The sequence below is a fragment of the Halomonas sp. 72 genome (assembly GCF_052379785.1).
Classification (GTDB): Bacteria; Pseudomonadota; Gammaproteobacteria; order Pseudomonadales; family Halomonadaceae; genus Vreelandella; species Vreelandella citrativorans.
On the sequence record NZ_JBQSYY010000030.1, the window covers coordinates 1 to 23,150 of the forward strand.

Annotated in this window: 20 protein-coding genes and 2 pseudogenes; 7 read left to right on the forward strand and 15 right to left on the reverse strand. The window is 54.5% G+C overall.

The window, feature by feature from the left end:
- The 4 genes from ACT3T6_RS16990 to ACT3T6_RS17005 all read left to right on the forward strand — a co-directional run.
- The coding region (locus tag ACT3T6_RS16990) for an ABC transporter substrate-binding protein (protein ID WP_444625966.1) at positions 1-941 on the forward strand (941 nt) is incomplete at its 5' end.
- Complete coding sequence (locus ACT3T6_RS16995) at positions 938-2,959, forward strand: iron ABC transporter permease (RefSeq protein ID WP_193054201.1); 2,022 nt, start codon at positions 938-940, stop codon at positions 2,957-2,959. The genes ACT3T6_RS16990 and ACT3T6_RS16995, both read left to right, overlap by 4 nt.
- Entirely contained in the window at positions 2,956-4,251 is a 1,296-nt protein-coding gene (locus tag ACT3T6_RS17000; protein WP_192539742.1) for an NtaA/DmoA family FMN-dependent monooxygenase, read from the forward strand. The genes ACT3T6_RS16995 and ACT3T6_RS17000 overlap by 4 nt, the downstream gene beginning before the upstream one ends.
- 4 nt (positions 4,252-4,255) lie before the next feature.
- The gene (locus tag ACT3T6_RS17005; protein ID WP_192539743.1) at positions 4,256-5,260 is read left to right on the forward strand and encodes an LLM class flavin-dependent oxidoreductase; all 1,005 of its coding nucleotides are present in this window, start codon (positions 4,256-4,258) and stop codon (positions 5,258-5,260) included.
- A 310-nt stretch (positions 5,261-5,570) separates the two neighbouring features.
- Here ACT3T6_RS17005 and ACT3T6_RS17010 read toward each other — a convergent pair whose 3' ends face one another.
- The 5 genes and pseudogenes from ACT3T6_RS17010 to ACT3T6_RS17030 form a co-directional block, all read right to left on the reverse strand.
- Positions 5,571-6,164: a GntR family transcriptional regulator gene (locus tag ACT3T6_RS17010; RefSeq protein ID WP_192539744.1), complete on the reverse strand. Its 594-nt coding sequence runs from the start codon at positions 6,162-6,164 to the stop codon at positions 5,571-5,573.
- Positions 6,165-6,508: 344 nt separating this feature from the next.
- Complete coding sequence (locus tag ACT3T6_RS17015) at positions 6,509-7,510, reverse strand: IS30 family transposase (protein WP_193054202.1); 1,002 nt, start codon at positions 7,508-7,510, stop codon at positions 6,509-6,511.
- 254 nt (positions 7,511-7,764) lie between these two features.
- Positions 7,765-8,340: pseudogene (locus ACT3T6_RS17020) on the reverse strand (ISNCY family transposase); the annotation flags it as partial.
- A gap of 34 nt (positions 8,341-8,374) precedes the next feature.
- Positions 8,375-8,545 (reverse strand): annotated as a pseudogene (locus ACT3T6_RS17025) (IS30 family transposase); the annotation flags it as partial.
- Between the two features lie 73 nt (positions 8,546-8,618).
- Positions 8,619-8,894: a plasmid mobilization protein gene (locus tag ACT3T6_RS17030; protein WP_225736347.1), complete on the reverse strand. Its 276-nt coding sequence runs from the start codon at positions 8,892-8,894 to the stop codon at positions 8,619-8,621.
- 395 nt (positions 8,895-9,289) lie between these two features.
- Between ACT3T6_RS17030 and ACT3T6_RS17035 the strand changes: the two genes are divergently transcribed.
- On the forward strand, positions 9,290-9,856 hold the full coding sequence (locus tag ACT3T6_RS17035; protein ID WP_226913534.1) for a TraK family protein: 567 nt from the start codon (positions 9,290-9,292) through the stop codon (positions 9,854-9,856).
- Positions 9,831-10,247, forward strand: coding sequence for a hypothetical protein (locus ACT3T6_RS17040; protein ID WP_193054203.1), 417 nt, complete (start codon positions 9,831-9,833; stop codon positions 10,245-10,247). The genes ACT3T6_RS17035 and ACT3T6_RS17040 overlap by 26 nt, the downstream gene beginning before the upstream one ends.
- A gap of 37 nt (positions 10,248-10,284) precedes the next feature.
- Here ACT3T6_RS17040 and ACT3T6_RS17045 read toward each other — a convergent pair whose 3' ends face one another.
- From ACT3T6_RS17045 to ACT3T6_RS17060, 4 genes are all read right to left on the reverse strand, one after another.
- Positions 10,285-11,214 (reverse strand): hypothetical protein, encoded by a 930-nt coding sequence (locus tag ACT3T6_RS17045; RefSeq protein WP_192539778.1) that lies wholly within the window; start codon positions 11,212-11,214, stop codon positions 10,285-10,287.
- A gap of 583 nt (positions 11,215-11,797) precedes the next feature.
- The gene (locus ACT3T6_RS17050) at positions 11,798-12,937 is read right to left on the reverse strand and encodes a tyrosine-type recombinase/integrase (protein WP_192539777.1); all 1,140 of its coding nucleotides are present in this window, start codon (positions 12,935-12,937) and stop codon (positions 11,798-11,800) included.
- A 752-nt stretch (positions 12,938-13,689) separates the two neighbouring features.
- The gene (locus ACT3T6_RS17055; RefSeq protein ID WP_193054204.1) at positions 13,690-15,222 is read right to left on the reverse strand and encodes a DNA topoisomerase; all 1,533 of its coding nucleotides are present in this window, start codon (positions 15,220-15,222) and stop codon (positions 13,690-13,692) included.
- Positions 15,223-15,251: 29 nt separating this feature from the next.
- Entirely contained in the window at positions 15,252-16,313 is a 1,062-nt protein-coding gene (locus tag ACT3T6_RS17060; RefSeq protein ID WP_193054205.1) for an RNA-guided endonuclease InsQ/TnpB family protein, read from the reverse strand.
- 21 nt (positions 16,314-16,334) lie between these two features.
- Between ACT3T6_RS17060 and tnpA the strand changes: the two genes are divergently transcribed.
- On the forward strand, positions 16,335-16,751 hold the full coding sequence (gene tnpA, locus ACT3T6_RS17065; RefSeq protein WP_427047110.1) for an IS200/IS605 family transposase: 417 nt from the start codon (positions 16,335-16,337) through the stop codon (positions 16,749-16,751).
- A gap of 58 nt (positions 16,752-16,809) precedes the next feature.
- Here the strand turns inward: tnpA and ACT3T6_RS17070 are convergent, their stop codons facing one another.
- The 6 genes from ACT3T6_RS17070 to ACT3T6_RS17095 form a co-directional block, all read right to left on the reverse strand.
- The gene (locus tag ACT3T6_RS17070; protein ID WP_193054184.1) at positions 16,810-17,574 is read right to left on the reverse strand and encodes a hypothetical protein; all 765 of its coding nucleotides are present in this window, start codon (positions 17,572-17,574) and stop codon (positions 16,810-16,812) included.
- Entirely contained in the window at positions 17,574-17,831 is a 258-nt protein-coding gene (locus tag ACT3T6_RS17075) for a hypothetical protein (protein WP_192539314.1), read from the reverse strand. The genes ACT3T6_RS17070 and ACT3T6_RS17075 overlap by 1 nt, the downstream gene beginning before the upstream one ends.
- A 138-nt stretch (positions 17,832-17,969) precedes the next feature.
- Positions 17,970-19,295: an ISL3 family transposase gene (locus ACT3T6_RS17080; RefSeq protein WP_193054183.1), complete on the reverse strand. Its 1,326-nt coding sequence runs from the start codon at positions 19,293-19,295 to the stop codon at positions 17,970-17,972.
- Between the two features lie 3 nt (positions 19,296-19,298).
- Positions 19,299-20,609: a GIY-YIG nuclease family protein gene (locus ACT3T6_RS17085; protein ID WP_193054182.1), complete on the reverse strand. Its 1,311-nt coding sequence runs from the start codon at positions 20,607-20,609 to the stop codon at positions 19,299-19,301.
- Between the two features lie 12 nt (positions 20,610-20,621).
- Positions 20,622-22,691: a DEAD/DEAH box helicase gene (locus tag ACT3T6_RS17090; RefSeq protein ID WP_226913531.1), complete on the reverse strand. Its 2,070-nt coding sequence runs from the start codon at positions 22,689-22,691 to the stop codon at positions 20,622-20,624.
- A partial coding sequence (locus ACT3T6_RS17095; RefSeq protein WP_226913530.1) for a type IIL restriction-modification enzyme MmeI occupies positions 22,691-23,150 on the reverse strand: 460 nt, incomplete at its 5' end. The genes ACT3T6_RS17095 and ACT3T6_RS17090, both read right to left, overlap by 1 nt.

The following is a 23,150-nucleotide window of genomic DNA, read 5'->3' on the forward strand; positions in this document are numbered from 1 at the left end:
TGATGTCGAGAAGAAGCTTCGCTTGCGGGCTTGCCGCCTTCGCCGCCTTCGCCGCATCCACGCAAGGGGCTTTTGCGGCGCGCGTCTGTGCGGTGAGCGAACTGGGTGAAACATGCCTGGCGCAGCCGGCGCGGCGGGTGGTGGCGCTTGACCAGCAGAGTGCGGAATTTCTTCTGGCGCTGGGCCTGCAACCGGTCGGAATGACGGGCCCCGCCAATTATCGCCGCTTCACCGGCGATGCCGAGCCCCGGCTTTCGGACGAGGTGACCGATCTCGGTCTGTCTTCCGCACCCAATATCGAATTCATCATGGCGCTTGAGCCGGATCTGATCCTCGGCAGCGCCAACAGCATCCAGAAAAGTCGCACCCTGCTTGGCGAAATCGCGCCGGTGGCGGCATTCCTTTCCTATCCAGTCGGAAAACCCGACCAGATGGCGAATATGGTCGAGACGCTGCGTGCCGTCGCGCGTCTGACGGGACGGGAAGCGGAATGCGGCGATTTCCTCGCGTCTCTCGATGAAACGCTTGCGGAAATGAAGCAAAGTGTCGTCGCGAAAGGGCTGGACAAGCGTCCTGTCGTGCTGGGCAATGTCAATGCCGGCGTCACAGGGGCCGAAATCATGCTCTTCAATCGCAATGCGCTGCCGGCGCAGCTTTTGCAGCGTTGCGGCTTCGCCTATGCCTATGATGACGACCGCTATCTCGAAAAAGGCTTCAACGTCACCACCGCCGAAACGCTGATCGCCTTGCAGGATGCCGATTTTCTCTACATGCCCTTCAATGAGAAGGGTGTGGCCAATCTCATGGCGACGCCGGTGTGGCGCAATCTGCGTTTCGTGCGCGAGAACCGCTTTCAGCCCATTCCCTACCGGCTGATCCACAACGGCCCGCTGAGCGCGCGGCTGTTTCTGCGCGATGTCCGCAAGGCGCTTCTGACGTGAGCGTGCCGCGGCAATGCTTGCGCGAACTGGGCATGATCGGGGCGGGCGTCATGGCGCTCGTCGCCGCTTTCGCGCTCAATATGGCGCAGGGCGAGGCCCGGATCGGGGTTGGCGACATCATCCGCTCCTTTGCGTATAATGACGATCTGCTGCGCGACGTCGTCAGCGGCTTTCGCCTGCCGCGCGCCACCATAGGGGTGCTTGCGGGCAGCGCCTTCGCCGTCTCCGGCGCGCTCATGCAGAGCATCCTGCGCAATCCGATGGTGTCGCCGGGCATTCTCGGCATCAGCGCGGGAAGTTTTTTCTTCATTGCGCTGGCCACCATATTCGCACCGGCCCTGATCGTTTTCATGCCCATCGCCGTCGCGGTCTGCGGCGGTCTGGTTGCCGTGCTGATGGTCTATCTGCTGGCGGGCGGGTTTCGCGCCACGCCGCTGCGCATTCTTCTTGCTGGACTGATCGTCGCCATGACGATTTCAAGCATAACCGGCGCGCTGCTGCTGCTCTACGAGAGCGAGGCGCGGTTTCTCATTACCTGGAGTGCGGGTTCGCTGCGGCAGAACGGCTGGAGCAATGTGCAACTCGTCTGGCCATGGATCGTCCTCTGCCTCATTGCGGCTTTCACGCTGTCGCGCGCATATGATATTGCCCGGCTCGGCGAGGATACGGCCAGAAGCCTCGGACAGAAACACGCATTGCTCGTCACCGCGACCCTGATCGTCGTGCTGGTGCTGACGGGCGCTTCCGTCGCCGCCACCGGTCCCATCGGCTTCGTCGGTCTTGTCGCGCCGCATCTGGTCAAGCTTGCGGGGGTCAGACGGCATGCCGCGCTGATACCGGCCGCGGCACTCTGGGGCAGCAGCCTGTTGCTTGCCGCCGACAGCATCACCTACATGCTTGGAAGCCTGACCAGCGCACCGCCCGTGGGGGCCATTACGGCAGCCCTCGGTGCGCCATGGCTTCTGTGGCTCGTCCTGCGCCGCAGCCGGGGCGGGCAGATGAATGCGGCTTCATCGCTCGATTTCGGCCGAGCCGGACATGTTTCCCCCACGATCCTGCTTTTGGCCCTTCTGCTCCTCATCGGCCTCACGCTGCTTGCGGGTCTCATGTTCGTCGGCGGTCTGCCGCTGTCGGGAATGCAGGTCATGCAGGCACTCTCCGGCAAGGCTGCGCCGCTCATGCAGAAGATCGTCTGGGACATGCGTGGCCCGCGTATTCTCGCAGCCTGTCTTGCCGGTGCGGGTTTCGCCCTTGCCGGCGCGCTTTTTCAGGCAGCATTGCGCAATCCTCTGGCGGATTCGTCGATTGTCGGGGTCAATGGCGGGGCGACGGCAGGCATTCTTCTCATGGTGGCGCTGTTTCCCGCAGCAAGCGCGACGGGCATCGGCATGGCGGCACTTGCCGGTGGAATGCTTGCGGCGGCCACCGTCTATATCCTTGCATGGCGCACGAGGCTGACACCGACCTTTCTCATCCTGATCGGCATTTCCGTTTCCGCCCTTTGCGGCGCATTCGTGCAGATACTGGTCATGCAGACCCGCTTTACCGACAATCCGATGGTGTGGCTCATCGGCGGACTTTACGGGGCCAACTGGTCCACGGTGCAGATATTGTTTCCCACGCTTCTTGCCGGTTTCATCTGTGCGATGCTGGTGGCGACGAAACTCGAACTGCTTTCGCTCGGCGACATCACGGCGCGCAGCCTTGGTGCTGCGATCGCGCCCGTCAGGCTCGCCGCCGGAGCGACGGGCGTCACGGTTGCCGCCATCTGCGTTTCGCAGACCGGGCCTGTCGGCTATGTCGGCCTGCTGGCGCCGCATCTGGCGCGGTTTTTATGCGGCCATTCCCTGCGCGCGGTCTTGCCCGTTTCGGTGCTGGTCGGTGCGCTTCTTCTCGGGCTCGCCGATATTGCTGCCCGGCTCGTCATTGCGCCGGGGGAACTGCCCGCAGGCTCCGTCATTGCGCTGATCGGCGCCCCTTATCTCATCTATCTTATCCGCCGGAGTATGCGCACATGAGCCATCCGAACCGACAGCTTCATTTCAATTCCTGTATCGATCATCTCGATCTGGCATGGCGCATTGCGGGGGATATGCCGTCCCGTCTTTTCGATATGCGCCAGCTTGAGGAGCGTGCGCAACTGGCCGAGAAAGGGCTGATGGACGCCATGTTCATCGCCGATTTCTACACCTACCGTCCGGGCTTTTCGCTGGAACCCATAGCCCTTCTTTCAGCACTTTCCACGGTGACCAGGCATATCGGGCTGATCGCCTCCGTTTCGACCACCTATAACGAGCCTTATAATCTCGCGCGCATGTTCGCAGGCCTCGACCGCCTCAGCAATGGCCGCGCGGGCTGGAACATGGTGACGACGGCCATCGGCACGGTCGCCGCCAATTACAGCCGCGACGAACATCTCGAACACGATACGCGATACGAGCGTGCCCATGAGGTGATCGAGGTCGTAACCGCGCTGTGGGACAGCCTCGATGAAGATGCGCTCTCCTGTACGCCTGAGGGCATGCTCCACGCCTCACCCGGGAACGTTCCGGCCCTCGATCATCGTGGAAAATGGTTCGAGGTTCAGGGGCCGCTCGACATACCGCGCCCCATACAGGGCAGCCCGGTGCGCATGCAGGCGGGTTCGTCGCAGGCGGGACGGGATTTCGGCGCACGCTGGGCGGAAGTCATCTTCACCGCCCAGCCGGTCCTTTCCATCGCACAGGAATTTTATGCCGATATTCGCCGCCGCATGGCCGCTTTCGGACGCACGCCCGATCAACTCAATATCCTGCCGGGCCTGATGCCGATCGTTGCGAAAACCCGCACGGAGGCCGAAGCCCTTCTGGCGGCGCGACAGGGCGCGGGTGAAAATGCGGGCGCGCGCATGAAGGAAATGGTCGGCATCGACCTTTCGCAATTGCCGCCCGACGAGCCGATCCCTCTCGATCTGCTGCCCGAGCAGGGATTCACCAACGGAATGCGTGGAAGATCGGATCTTTATCTCGACATGATCCGCAAGCATCGCCTGACCCCGCGTCAGGTGCTGCAACAGGGCGCGCATCTGGCTTTCGCTGGAACGCCGCTTGAGACGGCCGACCTCATCAGCGAATGGTTTACGGGCTTTGCCTGCGACGGCTTCACGCTGATGTGGCCTTCTCTTGAGGCGAATATCCTGTTTGTCGAAGAAGTGGTCCCCATCCTGCAACGGCGCGGTTTCTATCGCACCCGCTATGCGGGAACGACGCTGCGCGACCATTTCGGTCTGGCGCGCCCCGACAACCGGCGCTTCGCTGCAAAGGGACATTGAAAATATGAAACAGCTTCATTTCAATTATATTCTCGGGCCGGAAAGTCTCGCCGCGGTGGATGGCGTTTCCGCGCGTCCCGGCGCTCTCCAAACTCTCCTGACACTGGCGAAACGCGCCGAATCGGGCGGGATCGACGCGCTCGTCTTCAGGGATGCGAACAATGCGGGCCTGGTGCGGGAAGGATGTGCATTCCTTCCATACGAGCCGTTTACGGCTTTTGCGGCGCTGGCGGCTGCAACCGATCGCATCGGTCTTGCCGCCGCCGTCTCCCCGCGCACCAGCCAGCCCTATAACGTTGCGCGGCGGCTTGCGACCATCGATCATATCAGCCGGGGCAGGGCTGGCTGGCACATCACGCCGTCGGCAGATCAGCAACAGGAGCAATATGGCGATTTGAGCCGTCCGCCTGTCGAGGCCGTTGCCGCACGGGATGCGGAATTTCTCGAAGTGGTCCACCAGTTATGGGATAGCTGGTCCCCGGATGCCATCGTCATACGTTCTGACGGGCGAGTGAAAGTCAACGGAGAGGGGAACGGCCCCATCGACCATCGTGGACACTATTTTTCGGTCAAGGGGCCGCTGGACGTTCCGCGCCCGCCGCAGGGCAGGCCGGTCTTGTTTCACAGCGTGGTGACGGAGGATGACATGGATATGGCGGCGCGCTTTGCCGATGTCGTGATTGCCGAGGCGATGGACCTCGAAGCGACCGCAAAATTCGCGGACGAGATGAGCCTCCGCCTGAAAAGCCATGCAAGGGATCGCGCAGACGTGCGGATCATGCCCGTTCTAGGTTCTACCAACACCTGCACCGCGGAAGCTGTGACCGAGAGGATCACCCAGTGGCATGGTGCTGGAATCATTGACGGCTTCAGCCTTGCCGGAACATGCCTGAACGGTTTTATAGACGAGGTCATGCCGCTTTTGCGGCAGGCCGGTATGTTACCGGAAAAGACAGGCCCATCCACCTTGCGTGAGAGGCTCGGTCTGAAAAATTTATACATGGAATAGGTGCACGATCCGGTCCCGGTACCCTCCGCCTGATCCCCTGGCCGATGGGTGTACATAATCTTGCGAAATTACACTCCGACACGCAGCTCTTCCAGAGTCTGTCTGGTTCATTATGACCCAGACAGACTCTGGGTTCTTTTGTTTTCGTTTTTCTTTTCGGGAAAACGGGTTCCACTTTTCCCAGTCTTTCCGTTTACGACCGAAATACACGCCCCTTGCTTCGTATATGTGAGACACGAGGGCGATCATGCAGCGACGGCGGCTGCGCTTGAAGCATGGCCCTTTTCCGTTTCCAAATTTGCCGGTCTCGTTAAATCTTCAGCGCCAGTGAGCGCGCATTGTTGATGTGGACCGTTATCGCATCCATTGCCAATTGCGGAGTGCGCGTTTCAATGGCTTCCAGCACTTTCAGATGCTCTTCCATGACAGGAATGACGCGGCCAGCGATGCGAAAACGCTCCTGATTGATGAGACGCATCTTGATATTGTTGGTCTGATATTTACGCCAAATGATTTCGTTGTTCAGCGAACCGATGATCGTATCGTGCAGGTTCCAGTCGATATGTTCCCTGCGCAGGGACAGCAAGATTTCCGCTGACGCCTCCTGACAGAAAACAGCGACAACTTCCCGCTCAATGAAAAGACGAAATTGAAATGCCTCACGAATGAGATTGAGGTCGACATGCGCGATCTGTAAACCGCGTTGTGGCACCGTCTTGATAAGGCCCTCCACCTCCAAGCGAGGAATAAGCTCCCGTATCGCGCCGAGCGGAAGCCCTGTTATACTGACAAGTTGCCGTTGCGAAACGAACTGGCCGGGATGAAAATCGCCCGCCAGCAAGAGTTTGATGAAACTCTCATATGCCCGATGTCTTGACTGGACTGTCGCGGTCTTATCACTCACTCACGCTTCTCCTGCGGATCGCCAAACATGCACGTCGGCAAAAAATACCTGCCGCCCCATTCAAACCTTGTGCGCAGTAGCCGATTATTCCATACACACAGCATGACATGTTAACGCTAAATCAAACATAGCACAGGTCTGAGTCAGTTTGGCAAACCCATTGAAGAGACTTTTTATATCGTTTTGATCAGCGAGCCTATTTTCCGGTCTGTCTCCTGCAGCAGGATGAAGGCTTCGAATTTGACATCGTGGAACCTTGAGATCTCTCCGCCCTACGGCTCGGGGATTTCCTTGAGGTGGAAAAGTTACCCCAACTGCATTATGCCGGCGGTGAGGGTATCTGATTAAGCTGCTTCCTGCAAAAGTTTAGCAAACACCTCTGCGGGTGTCTTAAATCCAAGACACTTGCGCGGGGTCGCATTGAGCTTATGGGCGAGGGCGGTTAACTGAGCCTGGCTGACCTGCGCCAGATCCGTATTGCTGGGTAAATACCGTCGGATGCGCTTGTTGATGTTCTCAATAGTGCATTTTTGCCAGGGTGAATTTGGATCACAAAACCAGCTTCTTGCCCCCATTCCATCCTCCAAAGCCCTATAACCCATAAACTCGGAACCACGATCAAAGGTAAAACTGCGGCGTGCATGATAAGGCAGCGCTGCAAAGGCCTGAATGATTTTGTTCATGATAGGCTTTGAGTGCCGACTGCTGTTTTTAATGATGACGAAGTAACGACTTTTGCGTTCAACAAGTGTCATGACATTGGCTTCTCCGAGGTCACGATCAAAGATGATCAAATCACCCTCCCAATTGCCGAATTGCAGACGATTGCCAATAAAATCAGGACGTTGATGAATGCGAAACGCTTCTGGAATGCGGGAGCTGCGCGATCTTCTGGTGCCGCGTGGGCAGCGCTTTGTGCGCATCTCGGCCAGATGCTCATACAGCTTTAACCCATATTCTTCCTTTGAGTAAATGAAGCGATAGATCGTTTCTGCGCATAGACGTATCGCGCTCAGACCATGGCTAATCAGTCGGCCGCAGATCTGCTCTGGTGACCAGTGTGCTTCCAATTGTTCAATGACGAACTTGCGCAGCTCTGGGTAACGTCTGAGCTTGCGCAACCGCGTTCTGCGGTCTTTGCTGATGTTGTCGGCAAAAACACTATGATAGCCATTATAGTCTGGAATCTCGGCATCCCAAAAGCTGTTGCGCTTGATCTCGCGATAGATCGTCGAGCGATGACGGCCCATCAGCCGCGCAATATCGCCGAGAGGGAGTTTAAGCTGTTTCAGCTCAAATAACCGGCGACGTTCCGCCAATGTGATCTGTGAGTAGCAATTCGACATCCAATTTCCTCCATGGCTAACCACATGAATTCATTGGCATGTTGCAGTTTAAAATAGAATGTACCCCGGTTATATAATGTGTTTTGGCAAGTTAGGGATACGCTATCTCCAGCAAGATAGAGATGCGACAGGTGCTGACGTTCAGCCCCCATTCCGAGAGGCTGGTCAGAGTTGCAAGCGAGGAATGGGGGCGGGTCGATAGGTGCCCTTCGGCTTTAGCTCTGAGAGTGCCAAATGTCATTGATCTGGCCATTTCACTCCGTCGCAGCCAACCGAGCCAACGCTTTTTCCCGGCGCGCAATAACGTCAGGATCGTTCATGTAAGCGGTGCGCGATTTGCGCTCGCGCTTCTGATACCCGTTCCCGACACTGCCATCAGGCACGCCAAACAAATGGTTCGTCTGACCTGTGCGACGGGGACCGCTCTGGCTGCGTTGCAGTTCCCGGCCTGCCTGCATCTCGGCCACAATCGAAAGCATGTCATCCAGTCGCTTGTTCTCGACAACAGGCGAGCGATGAACAGAACGAAGCTTGTCGAATGTTCTGTAGGGCAGGGTGTCCGTACCATACATGATCTCCAGACGGCCATCCGGATAGTCGCAGACAATCACCTTTTGTCGAGCCAGCCGCTTTGCAAACTCCGTCGGCTCCAGGATGAACAGCACCTTGTCGTAACGCAGTGTCAGTGTTTGCGACAGTGTCCGTACTTCCTTCCGGCACATCGCACCATCGATGTTCTCATGCGCGGCCAGCGGTCGATGCATATCCTTAGGATTGCGCGGCTCCTTGCCAAAACGAGCATTGAAGTCTGCAATATATTCCGGCGTGTGAGGTCAGGCTGAAGCGCGACTTTTCGGTTTGAGTTTACGCAAAACGATGTCTGTTTGCGAAGAGTTTCTGCCGAAAGACTTCTGCAGGTGTTTTGTACCCTAAACATTTGCGCGGTGTATTGTTGAGGCGATGACAGATGAATGCGAGGTCTCGATCACTGAGGGTAAGTGGATCAAGGTCTCGGGGGAGCCAACGTCTTGTGCGGGGTCGGTTCCGGCTGGGGGCGAAATGACACCCTAAGCGGCACACAGCAACGATGAGGCGATTGCGGACTTACTCAAGCTTGGCCGCGTTTCTCTGCGAGCCAAAGTTTCAGCAGCCCAGCGACCCGCCCAAGGTCGCCGTTGACCTTGGCCAAGTCCGCAACGGCGGCCAGGTCAACGACCGACCTTATTGGGGTGTTCAACCCAAGGGCGCGCAGGTAGCCCGAACGGGACATGCCCGCTTCTTCGGCGCGCTCTGTGATGGTCGCTTTCTCGTCGTCTGTCACCCACACCTCTATCGGCTTACCGCGCCGCCGAGGCTGGGCCTTTTCTTTGGTGTTCTCTGGCATTGCCTGCGCTCCTGTTGTTGCTTTTCGCTCTTAGACGCGGCAGCGGCTGTGGGCCTCGCAGAGCAAGATACCGTTGAGCCGAAGGCGAATAAGGGGCGGTGTTGGATGGGGACGGGCTTGCCCGTACCCGTACAACACATATCTTGCCGTCTAGTTCTATGCAATTGTATGCGACAGTAGCTAAACGATCCACCCAGAACCGGCCCAAAGGCCGGAAAAGCCGACGAATCGCATAGAATCGCATAGAATCGCATATCATCGCGTACAATCGCATTAAATGGCTTGCTCAATCGCATAGAATCGCGTACAGTCGCACTGATTCGCGCAGAATCGCATTAGCGTGTATGATGGGCCGTCCGCGATTGAGTCGCGGCGGTCAATAGGAGGAAACAGGCATGGCAGACACGCCTAGCAGCAAGCCCCGCCGGGGCGCGGGACGTGTCGCGTTTCTGGCTCGCCTCGATCAGTTCAAGACGCTGATCGAGGCCGGTAACGAACAGCGCACGGTCTATGACGACTGCGGCGGCGAGGATGAACTAGGTATCAGCTACTCCCAGTTCAACCGTTACGTCGTCCGGTACATCACGGGAGCAAAAGACGATGGACACCAAAGGAAAGGCGCAGGGCAAATCACCCCGCAAAGCCCCTCCCCGGCCGCTACAGGGGCCGCAGGAGGACAAGCAGGGGGCAAGCCTGCCCCAGCAGCTAAACCCGGCTCAAAACGCCCCGGATTCGAGCACAACCCAAACAGCGGAAATAACCGCGACGACCTTATTGCCCAGCTGGAACGAGACATCGGAGGACTTGCATCGCGGCGTGTGTATTACCGTGACAGCGACAGGCGCTTTGATGAGTTGATACATGAGCGCGGCCATTTCAAGGGTTTTCAGTGCTGCACACCCGACCAACAAGATTTCCTGGCGGCCATTGTCCATCATGGCCGAACCGATCAAGGAGGGTAACGTTTTGGAATCGAGAGGCAAGTTTGATGTGGCGTTTGTGCTGGCCGCCGGAATTGCATTGTCAGGGTGTGCGAGCCAGCAGGCGCTTGAACCTGAAAGCCATTCCTTCATGGGAATGCCGTCCGGCTCCAAAGAAGAAGTGGCTGACATGTTCAGAGTGCCGGATCACTGGCCGGATGGTGCGCCAACCAAGGCCATCCATCGAGGAAAGGAAACGGGTGTTTGGCAGCCTGTCGGCAGTACCGAGGGCAGCTGTATCGAATATCGGTTGATCCCCAACGACGAGCGCTACAAAGCACCGGAACAGCCTCATTACTGGGACGGTGCGATGTTCAGGCCGACCAAAGCAAACTGTATTCCTGTCCAGGATCAGTTGCACAGCAGACGCTAACACAAGAGGGAAGCGGCCTGCCGCTGTACAAAGAGACTCAGGCGGCTGACGTTGATCTTTCCGAAGAATAGCGATGCACACTGATGGACGGCAGAAACGGCTCAAAATCGACCCTGGCATCCTTTCGACGTTCGCGCTGATGATTGGCGGGCTCAGAAGGCGGTGTCCGCAGCGAAGGCAGAAGGCCGGTGCGAGGGTCTGGCGCAACAATAATCGGCAATGAAGAGTTGAAAGCCAGCGAACGAGGCGGCGGGACATCATCTATCTCAGCAAAATGCACGTTCGCACGCAGCTGTGGGCTTTGTTTATGCACCAGCGCCAGCGGCTCACCAGGCGGCAAGCTGGCCAGCTTTTTCAATTGAATCTCAATATGCGGCTTGTCAGCCCCGAGCTTGATCAGGCGCTTTTCTGCCTCCGCCATGCTGATTTTGACAATTGACCGGCCTGATGTCTGCCAGCCAATACCGATATGGCGGATCGGATGCTCAAGAACGTACACCGTTCGCACGGTCTTCTTCAGGCTTAGTCTGGCCAACCCAGCGGTATTCAAGTGCTGGCGCAAGTGCTGATACTGGATGCCTATTTCTTCCTTGAGTTGCGATTGCGATGTATAGACGGGTTTTGTCTGCTTTATCTCATCGGCAATGGCCTTGAACGCTTGCTTTTGCTCATTCAGCGTATCAAACCGCTGCCTCAGTTCAGGCGATGCCGCAATCACGCCTGAATGCTTGGAGGTGACAACGCCGGAGGTTCCGGCTTCGTGCCACATGTCCATCAAAACACGTCGTAGCCAATCGCTGTCTGCATGGGCCGCACTCATCGCCCAGGCGTGAGGCTTTTCCTTCTCATACTGCAAACAGATGTCATCGACCGTTTTTACCAATCGACCAAAGCATTCGCTCGCGTCGTGAATCAACCGGAAGCGTCGATGATCCTTATCCAGCGTCTCATGAATGTCGTTTGGCATAGCGCCTCTCCGCTGAAAGTTCGTTTACCTATATCAGTATAGCAAGTCGACCAAGATTTCCCAGCGCCAAAACTGCCTAGAAAACCGTGCTTGCGGGCCGATGGTGCCTACAGGTTGCTTGGTATCGTGAAACTGGGAGCAACCGTTACAGGCTTGAACCCACCCGATTCTTATATAGGGGACATTTCAGGATTCTTATATAGGGGACATTTCAGTTAATTCTGATGGCAGTGTTTTGACCGGACGCGGGCGCGAAGGCGAAACGATTACCGTCGAGCGTGAGGGCGTGAGCCTGGGCAGCGCAACGGTTGCCGCAGGCAATCAGCATCATTTTGAATGAACTCGTCACCAGCGGCGAGGTGTTAAACCTTGAGGCGTCAGGAGGTGCAACGGCAACCTATCTTGTGCCGCCTGGTATCAATGCGCCGGAGCCTCCGAGTAACATCCGCGTCGACAGTAGTGGGGAGTATGCACTGGGTCAAGGGACGCCAGGGGAGACAGTGGTTGGGGAAGACACTGCCGGTAATCAAATTGCTCCTGATAACGCCCAACTTTCTTACAAAATATTGTATTAAGGTGGGTGTCAGAACTTATAACCAAACCGACCTGACTGCAACCGAGCGGCTTTTTCCCGATGATCTTTGGTTTCGTCGAGAACATACCGCTCGGTTGTCACCACCGACGCATGACCCAACACTACCTGAATTTCCCGCATCGACATACCGGCTTCACGCAGGTCTGTTGCACAGGTGCGCCTTAGATCGTGGGGAGCCAGCTGCAAGTTATCCGGTAACATCTTGCGTAAGCGCTCCAGACGATTATTGACGCTGCACAGGCTTAACGGTGTTTTCAGATACTCTTTGGCCGGTGCTTTCTGTTTCACCCAAATAGGATTGAACAGATAGCCCGCGTCACGCCCACGGTACTGATCCAGATACTCATTGAGTCGCCAGGCCACACAATCCGGCAATGTCAGTGTGCGCTGCTTTTGGCCTTTACCCTCAACCGTGATCTCGTTTGTCGCAAAGTCGATGTCCTTGAGCTGGATACTGACCGTTTCCGCACGCCGCAAACCTACCGCCGCCATCATCGCAATCATCAGGCCATCTCGAAAATCACGCGCCGTCGGTTTCTCATCACATAAATCGAGCAAGGCTCGTATGGTCTGGGCGCTATGGGCGGTTCCCGCTCGTTTGGCGTGTGAATAGCGGGCGGATTTGACCTGCTTGATGCGATCCAGGGTGGCATGACTGATCTGATCGAGCATCCAGGCTTCTGTCGCAATGCCCCGTATGACAGAGCGCACGGCATTGCGTTTGGCTGGCGACATGCCCGCGTCACGATAGCTGGCCAGTATCTCGCTGACCACATCCGGCGTCAGCGTAGCCCAGTCCACATAGTCATAAGCAAAGGCTTGATTAGGGTGAAGCGCACGACCGTCACCATTGGGTGCTGCCAGTTTTGGCGGCTGGGGAGCCCCGAGTGCCTTGGTGGCAATTTCGTTAATGAGACTCCGCTTTGAAGATGCGCTCGCGGCGGATTCCTGGTTGCGCAAATGCCGGTGGGCAGGATTCAGACCACGGGGAAACGGCTGGCTCAGATCATGCCGCACCCGAACAGGCGGTGTTTCATAATCCATCAAGCCGGTTGAGGCTGATGCAGGTAACACACCGGCCAGCGCGTTTGACTGGCTCACACCCACGAGCGATTTGTCCTGGTGCATAGCGATTTTCTCCAAAATACAACGGATACCTTATACACGGTATCAGTAAAGGCCGTAATCATCATTGAAGCTCAAGTTTAAAACAGCGGTGGCTAATCTTGTCAGCACGCTGGAACCCCTTTGTTCATGCCATTCTATAACTATATTTAATGCTGGTTAAAGGTAGTTATAAAATCAGCTCAGGTCAACCGGCCCCTGAAACCTGGCGACGATTTTGCTGTAGAGATTCGATTTAGAAAACGGGCTTAGGCAATGCGCATAAAAAAACGCCCACTGGAGGGTGTGCGGGCGATGTGCTATGGGAGGCACCAGGATGCTGAAAAAGCACCAAAGGAATCAAGGATCAACCATGCAGCAAATCATCATCTGATTGCTGACAACCATGTTACCGGCGATTGGCGTTTGGCTATGTCACCGGAGGCTTGGAAAGCTAAACAGTTTTGCCTGTTTTACGCTCATTGCTTTTATGCCTCTTGATAAAGATATAAAAATCAATGCTTTATAAAAGTAGAAAAATCAGTCGCAAAGTCAAAAAAATAATATAATTTGTTTAATATCAACTATTTAAGGATGAAAAAAAGGTTATCACCGATCCCCATACGCGAATTCTGAGAAAGTTTGCGGTGAATGCCCCTTCAGGATGGCACGTTTGGACGTAAAGCTGCTCCCCAGGTATCTGGCTCAACACTGTGACGGGTAACACCTACCCGAGAAGCAGGTAATATCAAAATCGAGGCTCGATTGCGAAATGATTAAGAATAAAATCCGCGTGTTATAGGTTCTTCGGGATCGTCAGGATCATCAAGGCGCACACGATTGGCGTCAGCCGACGTGCCTTTCTGCCCTTTGCTTGCATCCGTTTTTCCTGATACCGATGGCTTGCTCGGCATCTCACCGCGTACCTTGAAGGCAGGCTTGGCCTGATCCTGGTCATCACGCATTCCCATCGAATCGCAGGCATCGCACGCCCAAAGCGGCTTCTTTTTCTTGGACAAGAGGCTCGCGGTTTTCTCGGCACCACAGACCGGACAGGCTGGCCCTGTTAAGGGACTTTTCGCCCATTCGCCGCGTTCCCTGAAAACGCGCCCTGGTGAGCCATCGGTGTCGGCATAACATATCGAATCGCATTGACGGCAGACCAATATAGGATGCTGATCTTTCTTCGTTTTTCCCTTGAAGGTGTGGTGCTCATGGCAGACAGGACAAAGCGGGCCGTCAGGTTGTCGCTCGACTTTTTCTCCCCGAATCACGAACGCTGACCCAGGCGCGCCGTCCTGATCACCGAATAGCGAGTCACAGGATGCTTGCCCCTGGTAGTCCTGACAGCGCCAGAAATAGTTGTCTTTGCCCTTCTGTTTGAAGCGCTGAAGTGGATTATGACACTCTGGGCATTGGGGCGCGTTGGCCAAAGCATTCTCGCGCTGGCGCTGTAGTTCGGCATCGTCATGCGATTTTAACGGCCCCTTGAAACAGGTCGTGGGTTGCCCGTTTTCCGTCCTGAAGTGACACCCACATTCGGGTTCCAGGCATACATAGAAAGTCAGCTGCTTTTTCTGCTTGGTCGTGGCTGTACGTTGGTATAGCGCGTTCCCACAATGTCGACATGAATACTCAGACGCCTTTTCCTTGGGGGCCAGTTCCCTGGCTTGCTTCAGCCATCGTGTTTGCGCGTCAGGCGCGAGCTGCGAGCGAATAAACGCGTCCATTTGCGCCAGAAAAGCGTCCATGGACAGGCTACCATCTTCCACATTGCGAAGCGCCGCCTCAAAGATACCGGCCATATCCGGTGTGCTCAGTTCAGGCGGCATCAAACGGTAGTGAAACAGCCCGCTAGGCGTCACGCGGATGGTTTTCTTCTCACGCTTTAGGTGTTTGTGTTGCTCGACCAGCTTTTTGACGATACCGGCTCGCGTTGCTTCGGTGCCAATACCATCATTTTCGCGTAAATTCTTCTTTGTTTCAGGGTTTTTGACGAAACGGTGTATATTCGTCATCGCCGTAATCAAGGTGCTATCAGTGTACGGTTTTGGTGGCTTTGTGACCTTCTTTTCACCAAGAATCGACGTGCCTTCGGCCACATCTCCTGTCTGCGTGGCGGGCAAAGATTGATCTTTGTCACCTTCGGCACCGGCATCGTCGTCGTCTTTTGTTTCCGTTACCCCCGCATACACCACTTCGCGCCAGCCCTGTTCGATCCAGACCTTGCCACGGGCAACAAAACGCTCCCCAGAGGCATCCGGTAGTCCCACCTCGATCTGAGTCGCATCATAGAGTGCGTCAGGCATGAACTGAGCGACTTGACATCCTCCCCGCCCTAAAGGACGGGGATTCCCACTTCTGGACGCTCATGCCCGAGCGCAAGACTGAGGATATTCCGAGCCGCATTCACGTCTCGGTCGTGGCGCGCACCACACGCCACGCACTCCCAGTCTCTTAGTCGCAGCCCATTTACGCCCTGCGGCCCGCTGAGCGAGCCGCAAGCCGAACAGGCGCGGGTGGTGTAGGCTTCTCGCACTTCCTTGAACACGATACCTGCGTGATCGCATTTGTATTCCAGCATCGTTTTCAACTGGCCCCACCCGGCATCTAGCACGGACTTGGCCATTTTGGTCTTTACGAGTTTTTGTGAGCTAACATCGCCCACGATGATTTCACCGTACTGATTGACTAGACGGCGTGAGAATTTGTGCAAGGCATCCTTGCGGCGATTGGCGATCTGGGCGTGAATGGCGCGGGTACGTTTCTTGTTGTGGCTACGCTGAGCAATCGCTAGCTTTTCTTCCATGCCACGGTAGAAGCGGCTGTTTTCCAGCTTTTCGCCATTGCTACAAGTGGCTATGTCTTTCAATCCAAGGTCAATACCAACAGCGCCTTGCCCAAGGCTAGGTTTAATATCAGCATCCACGACAACATTGAAATACCAGCGCCCGCGTGCGTCCTCATTAAACGACGCGGAGCGAAACTTGTAATTGGACAGCCCGTAGCTATCCCATATCTTGAAGTAGCTGCCGTTATGGAATACCTGCCCATTCTTCCACTTGGCGGCGCCAGTATTAACGGGTATCCAGCCGAGTGAACGACGCACGCCGCCAGACTTTCGCCAGCTCAACCGAGACTTTTTGAACTGCTTGCGGCGAGTGGCGTATTCGGCGGCGATACATTGCAAGGTCTGGCTGTGCAGACCAAGTTCCTTGCCAGCGCCTTTTGTATACGGATGCAGGTCGTAGGCTGATAGAAACAGACCGCGCTCACGGATAGCGCGAGACGACAGTTCGTTCAGATAGTTCCAGCAAAAGTTCACGCTGCGCGCCATGCGGTTAAGCTGGGCGGCGTGCTTGTCCCTTACGCGAACCTTTAATGTCTTGGTCTGTTTCATGGCCTTGAGTATACTTGGTCTATGGACAGAATCAACTCAATCAGAACTGGCAGGCATTGCGTTTTTGAGATTCACGCTCACTTGGTCTTTGTGACTAAGTACCGTGGTCGGGTGTTCAATGTCGCACATTTAAACTCCCTCGAAACCCTGTTTAGACAGGTGTGTCGGGATTTCGAGGCGGAGCTAAAGGAGTTCAATGGTGAAACCGATCATGTCCACTTGCTGGTGAACTACCCGCCCAAGGTGGCGATTTCAAGGCTAGTAAATAGCCTGAAAGGCGTTTCGAGTAGACGAATGAAACTACTGCACCCTGAATTGGTACAACCGGCCTACAGGAAAAATGCGTTATGGAGTCCCAGCTATTTTGCGGGAAGTGTCGGCGGAGCACCGCTGAGCGTCGTCAAGCAATACATTGAGCAGCAGACAAGGCCAGAATAGGGGACGCTTCGCGTCCCACGCTATCCATCCTCGCACTAGAAGTACGAGGTTTTTCGCGTTAACTGATAAAACTGAACTCAATTGCGAGAGAGCCGACGACTTCCCTGCCATTTATATTCCTGATAATTCTGCGGTCTTTGCGAAGCACAAAATCAAGCTCATCCCACTCAAACTTAGATAAGGAGACTAATTTAGGGGGAATCCCGTCCCTTCTACCTCTATTTGCTGCTTTTATTCTCAAGTCGGTCGTCTGAACATTGATGCTCCGAGTGGCGCTCATTGATGAATATCCGCCCTGGACGTTAACGACCATGACCTCGTGCTCGAATGGCGGGTTATCAAACGGATGACCTTTTGCAATCATGTGACGATAGAAATTAACCACACAGCGCATATACCCCTGACAGGTACTTGCCTCTAATTTTGATTCCGCCTCACGACTGCGGTACAGCGCCTCAAGGTGTTTTTTGAATCGGTATGTTGGACGCTTGTTCTGGCGGTGAGGCATTACATCCCACCGCATCTGGTGCTCACTTAGGAAGGCAAAGAAATGGATTAGCGCCCTCGACTGGAGAGAAACGCATTTATGATCCTTGTTGACCATTAAATGCATCAAGTAATTGTTGGCAACTTCAACCCCCTTGGCCTCGACCACGTTTCCGCTGTCATCCATTTGCAGCGAGTAAAGAAGGGTGATGTCTGATATCAGGTGAGGCTTTTCATCAGCGTAGCCAACCTGCACCTCGCCATTAGCGTCAATGCCAGTGACGGGGGTCCTGAATTCAAAATTTTTAAGCTGATAGCTGATAATTTCTATAGGCATCAGAATTTGAGCATCTTCTTCATATTTGCCAGTTCACGCTCTCCGGCTCGGCGGCCCGCATCAACGTTCTCAGAGGTTTGCGGCAGATCATGTTCGGCTGGAAGTTCAAGGTTGAGCGTCTTCGCAATATTAAGCTGGAAGGCTTTAGACTGCCCTGGCAAGCTTGCTAGCGCCGCTAATGCGGCCCTTTCACCGACTAGACTAACGATCCACAACCACTCTCTCCGGCCTCGCTCATTAGTAATAAAAAGCTTCATGGGGCGATCACCTTAGCTTGTCGAAAACCTAGTGTTAGAGCAGAAGAAAAAGGGGCGTCCCCATTTTGGGTATCCGGAATTGAGTGTGGGAACAGATGATTTTCTCTCTCCCTCAATTCCGGTATCAATGTAGAAACATCAGGAAAAGTGGCCGCTTTCCAGCAGTTCGCAAAGCGTAGGGATATGTGCACCGTACTCAACCGTTCTGGGCACTTTCTCCAGACCAACAGATCTCGATAGGGTCTCCGGTTGAGGTTTGCCTTTCGGCTTTCGTTCTCTCAGCTTGGTTGTTGGTTTACGCGCTTGCTTCTCGTAGATCAGTCGGGCACGCATGACCTCAAAGCTGTATCCACGTCCCATCCAGTTAATATCCTTTGCCAGCCGATTCGCAGACTCAGTATAGGCGTTTGTGATCCGGTGATCATAGAAGTTGAAAACCTCCCCCCACCAGTTCAATAACGCTGTGCGGGATGCCTCAAAGGCTGGCTCGATTGCAGGCGGCAGTGATCTCATCCATGCCCTCGCAAACTCCTGAGCCTCAGCCTTGTTGCGACACGAGTAGATGTTATGGAAGTTCTCCTTGGCCTCATAAGCCATAGCCAGTTCTGGATGAAGATCGAACCAGGACTGCATCTGTTCACGCTGCTCGGGCGAAAGGTTGTGCCCCCTCTCCAAAAGGATAAAGCGGTCGTCTTTCAGCTTCAGCCTCTGTCGAGTGTTGAGGCCTTTACGAATTTGCTTTCGCACGGCCTCCAGCGCCTCGTTAGCCATGCGGATGACATACCAACGATCCACGACAATATCGCGACCTGGCAGTTGCGCGTTCACGACATCCTTATAGGTCCGCCACATATCCATCGTGACCACCTTGATCTTGTGCTTGTCAGGCATAGCCTTAAAGTAGGTCATGAGGTCGGTTTTCCGACGATTGGGTAGCAAGTCGTAGACGGCCAGCTCGTTCACATTTGTGATCAGGCAGCGGTATTCGCCGATGATCTTCAGTTCATCTATACCCAAAAACTCGGGAGTCTCAAACTTGATCTCTTTTCCAAGGCGGTGAACGTAGTCCTCGAAAATATTCTTAATCGTTTTTTCATCAATGCCTGCCTCGCGTGAGAGCTTTGCGAAGGTTTTCTTCATCGCCTCCTGCTCGACGTATTTGATGAATCGGGTGGAGGCTTTCCGTTTCGGATCGATATCCGGCAGGTTTGAGAAAAAGGTCTTCCCACAACTTTTGCATCGGAAGCGAGCTCGGTCCACGCGGAGCAGTACGGGCTTTCCATGCATCGGGGTATCGATGTAGTGCTGTTGCTGAGTACCGTGTCTATACGGACCCTCAGCCTGGCAATGTGGGCACCGTCCAGGGATTCCTTGGCCATCAACCTCAATGACGTAGTGATCCCCCTCATCAATCAGATTGCTCGACTGGAGGGTATCCATGTTTAGCAGGTCAAACTGGCGCATCGTTCATACCTTCTTCTTCAACAATCGCCCGGTGGTATTATCCATGCGGTACTGAACGATGCTTCCATCGATGATTCGCTTCACGACCTCTCGGGCCGTGTCGAGCGGAACAGAAAACCACTCTCTCGGGTGGTATTCTTTTCCGTCCCTCCCGGTGAGCGTCATCTTAATTCGCTGGGCATGCAGAAACCCATGAATCAGCGTCTCAAACTTGTTCGGATTCAAGTTGTAACACTCTATTGACGCGAGTTTTTTGACCGGTGCTTCAAGGAAAGCTGTATCCCGCTCCGCATTTTTTGTCCGCTCATCCACGGTCAGCTCGGTATAGCCGATCTTCAACAGATTGGGGATTTTACGAAGTGCAGGCTTATCGCTCATCGTCGTGACGAAATAGATTTGACCCGCCCGCTTATCCTTGTGGTTCACATTGTTGAAGGCCTCGACTACGGACTCAGCATCGCGGATGATTCTCCTTCCAGTGGGCTCCTGGTAAAGGCGTTTTGCCAGTGACTGTAAGAGATGATTGGATTCCGTTCCATTCTCGAAAATGATACGCAAGCGTGGGTCGTAGCGTCCCTGGTTATCTTCCCGGTACTCTCCGACCTCGTCCACTAGACACATGACGCCTTCCAGTATGAAGGCATCTCCTGGCTGAACTTGCGAGGCTTGCTGGAAGCGAGCTGCTTCGACATCGCCAGTCTTCAGCTTCTCATGCAGATCCTTGAATATTGGCTCAAACGCATAGAAGTCATGGCAGACGCGCCGTTGAGCGATCTCATCTGGGTCCACTCGGCTTTTCTCGAATGAGACATGGACCGGGTCAAAGAGGTTTTCTTCACCTTGGTCAAACTCTGAGAATGCATCGCTGGCAAAAATGTCATCAAGTGAGGTGACGTTTTCTGACTGATTCACGTCCATCTTCGACGCTGGCCTACTCGGTTCAGTAGGGGTGTAGGAGGGTGTCCCCTCATCATGTGACGTCAGCTCCGGCTTTGAAGCCAGTACGGGCTCGGGTAGCAGGTTATGACGGTCGTATGGTTTCAGAGCTGACAACAGTTCTTCCTTCTCGGCGTAGCTCTTTAATCTACGCGCGAGAAGCTTTTCCTGAAGGTCAAGACCATCGGCCTGCGGAGCTTTTCCCTGATGATCGACGAACGCACTTATCTCTTCAAATCGAGAAACTTCAAGAGGCACACCCGAGCTTGATTTCTTGGCCTCGACTTCAAGAAGACCGAACTCATCCGGGCCGGCGAATATGTCATCTAGCGAAGGCCGAGTAGAGGCCTTTCTTTTGTTGTGATTGATCGGTGGCATCTCGTATCCTTCTTATGACGTCTGAGCCTGCGCCTTGCGCTCCTGAGCCTTTCTCTTGATGTAGGCCAGCGCATCCGCCAAACGACGCTCATACGGTTCGCTAGCCGTCACCGAAGGCTCTCGATCTTTCTCTTTCCGGAACTCGTTAATTCGGGGCCACAGAATAACTGCTTCTTCTTCAGACATCTGTGATCGCATACCAACCACTGTGTCCTGAATAGTCTTGAGTACCGAGGGAGTCACGGATTTTGACAGAATCTCGTAGGCACCCTGGAAGGGGTTCACCTGACGAATCAGATCAATATTCAGGTTCTCAATATTGACGAACTTGTTCCCAATAAGGACAAACTTGCGATTGGGTTTTGGCTCATCGTTCCCTGAACTGGAGTCTGTCTTCAACGATTTTTGACCGTCGCTTTGATAATCCGCTGGGTCTTCTTGAGCCCCCTCTGGAGTCATAATCTGAGCGCCTTCTGGTAGGTCAGACTCATCGAAAAGTCCCCCAGTAGACTGGATCGCCATGGAAGCATGTACGGCTTCTGAGACAGTGCTTATCTCACTCTCATCCATATCTGGGTAAAGCGTTTCCACGACCTTCGGAATTTCCACTTGCTCAATGACCTCAGGGTCAGCATCGCCTGTTACAGCTGGTGCAACGACTTCAGGCTTTTGGAGGATAGCGGCTTTGATGTTGTCCATGTTCTCCAAGGCCTTAATGACCTTGTCCGACACAGGCGAGGTGGTGTCTTCAATGACCACGGTTCCGGGTTCAACTTCCTCGCCCGGCCGTATCCGAGAGCGCGGTTTGAAGTTCACCGCTGGTGCCAGGACTTGCTCCATCAACAGCGAGACGGTGATGGCCTTAAGCATGTTGTTGACCGACGTTTTGACGTCGTCATCCTCTGCATCTGGCTGGGCAATCAGGTTGGTAAACTGTGCGTGCAACTTGCCTTCAGAGTCGCGAGTGGCGCGCCCGATAATCTGGATGATTTCCGTGAGGGAGGAGCGATAGCCTATAGTCAGGACGTGCTCGCACCAAGGCCAGTCAAAACCTTCCTTCGCCATTCCGAGGGCAATGATGATGTCCATGTCGTCTGCTTTGGACACATTCCTAAGGTAGTTCTGAACCTCTACTCGGAGCGGATTATCGTCAACCAGATCGGCAACTTTCAAAAGCCGTCCGGACTGGTCTTTCACGGTAATGATCCCGGTCTTCATATCCTTTTCGACAACGTCGCCAATGGCGTCAAGGATGTAATCGACCTCGGAATATTTGTCTTTGGTGGACTCGACCGCGTTGACGTTTGGAATATGGACAATCGTCTTCTTTGATGTGTCCAGCACTTCATGCACAGCATCTAGGTACCGGCCGGTGTAGAAGTGATAGCCGATTCCAAGTGACTTCAGATATTTGTAACCATTGAGCTGCTCATAGTAGGAATAGGTGACCTGAGTGAATTTCTCTTCGTCCTCGGGCAGCAGGATAGGCACTGCATCGCCCCGGAAGTATGAACCCGTCATTGCCATGATGTGGGCGCTTGAAGCGGCCATAACGCCGTCAATTAGCTCACCAAGCCGGTTTTCGCCGTCCGCAGACGTGTGGTGGAATTCGTCAATAGCCAGCAGCGTTTCGTTAAAATCTGAAGGAGCCAGTTCTTTGTAAGCATATCGCAGAGTTGCATGGGTGCAGATCAAAATATCTGCATCTGGATCAGACATGAAGCGAATAAACGCTTTGACCTTGCGGTCTTCCCCGCCAGGAATGCAAAGGTTGTAACTCGGCATAACCTTCCAGTCCGCGAAAAAACCAGCACTATTTAGATCGGTGTCCTTGAACGAGCCCCCGATGGACATTTCTGGCACGGCCACGATGACCTTCTTTAGCCCCTGGTTGTGCAGCTTGTCCAATCCAAGGAACATAAGCGCCCGGGACTTCCCGGATGCAGGAGGTGCTTTCAGGAGCAGGTACTGCGCATTACGCGCTTCATACACCCGAGCCTGCATTTCCCGCATGCCCATTTCATTCAGGTTTGAGCTTTTGCCAGTCTGCTTATACTGGACGGTCATCAGATCAGCCATCATCAATTACTCCCTTTGGCTGGCTTCTTAGTTTTCTCGTCGGCGATCAATTTTTCGTAGCGGGCGAAAAGATGCTCCAAGCGCTCTGTTGCATCTCGGAATGGCTTCTCGCGATAGAGCTTTTCGACAGCGCGATCCAGAGCTTTATGGGCTTCCCGAAGTGGCTCCGGCATTTCTTTCGGGTCATAAAGGTCCGAAAGGGACTTATCGGGGTAATCTTCGCGAATTAGAAGTATTTCCTCTCCAAGTACTTTGATTAGGTCTCGTTGTTTTTCGGTAGCATCCGGCCACGGGAAAGTGTTGTAGACCAACTTTGCTGAGTACCTATAACGGCTTTCAAGTCTGCCCGCGACGGCTCTCATCCAATCATTGTGCATTTCTGATGTGAGGATCCCGAATTCGTAAATAGTTGCATTAGGGGCCATTAGAACTTGATTACTTGTTATAACATCATGGTTCATG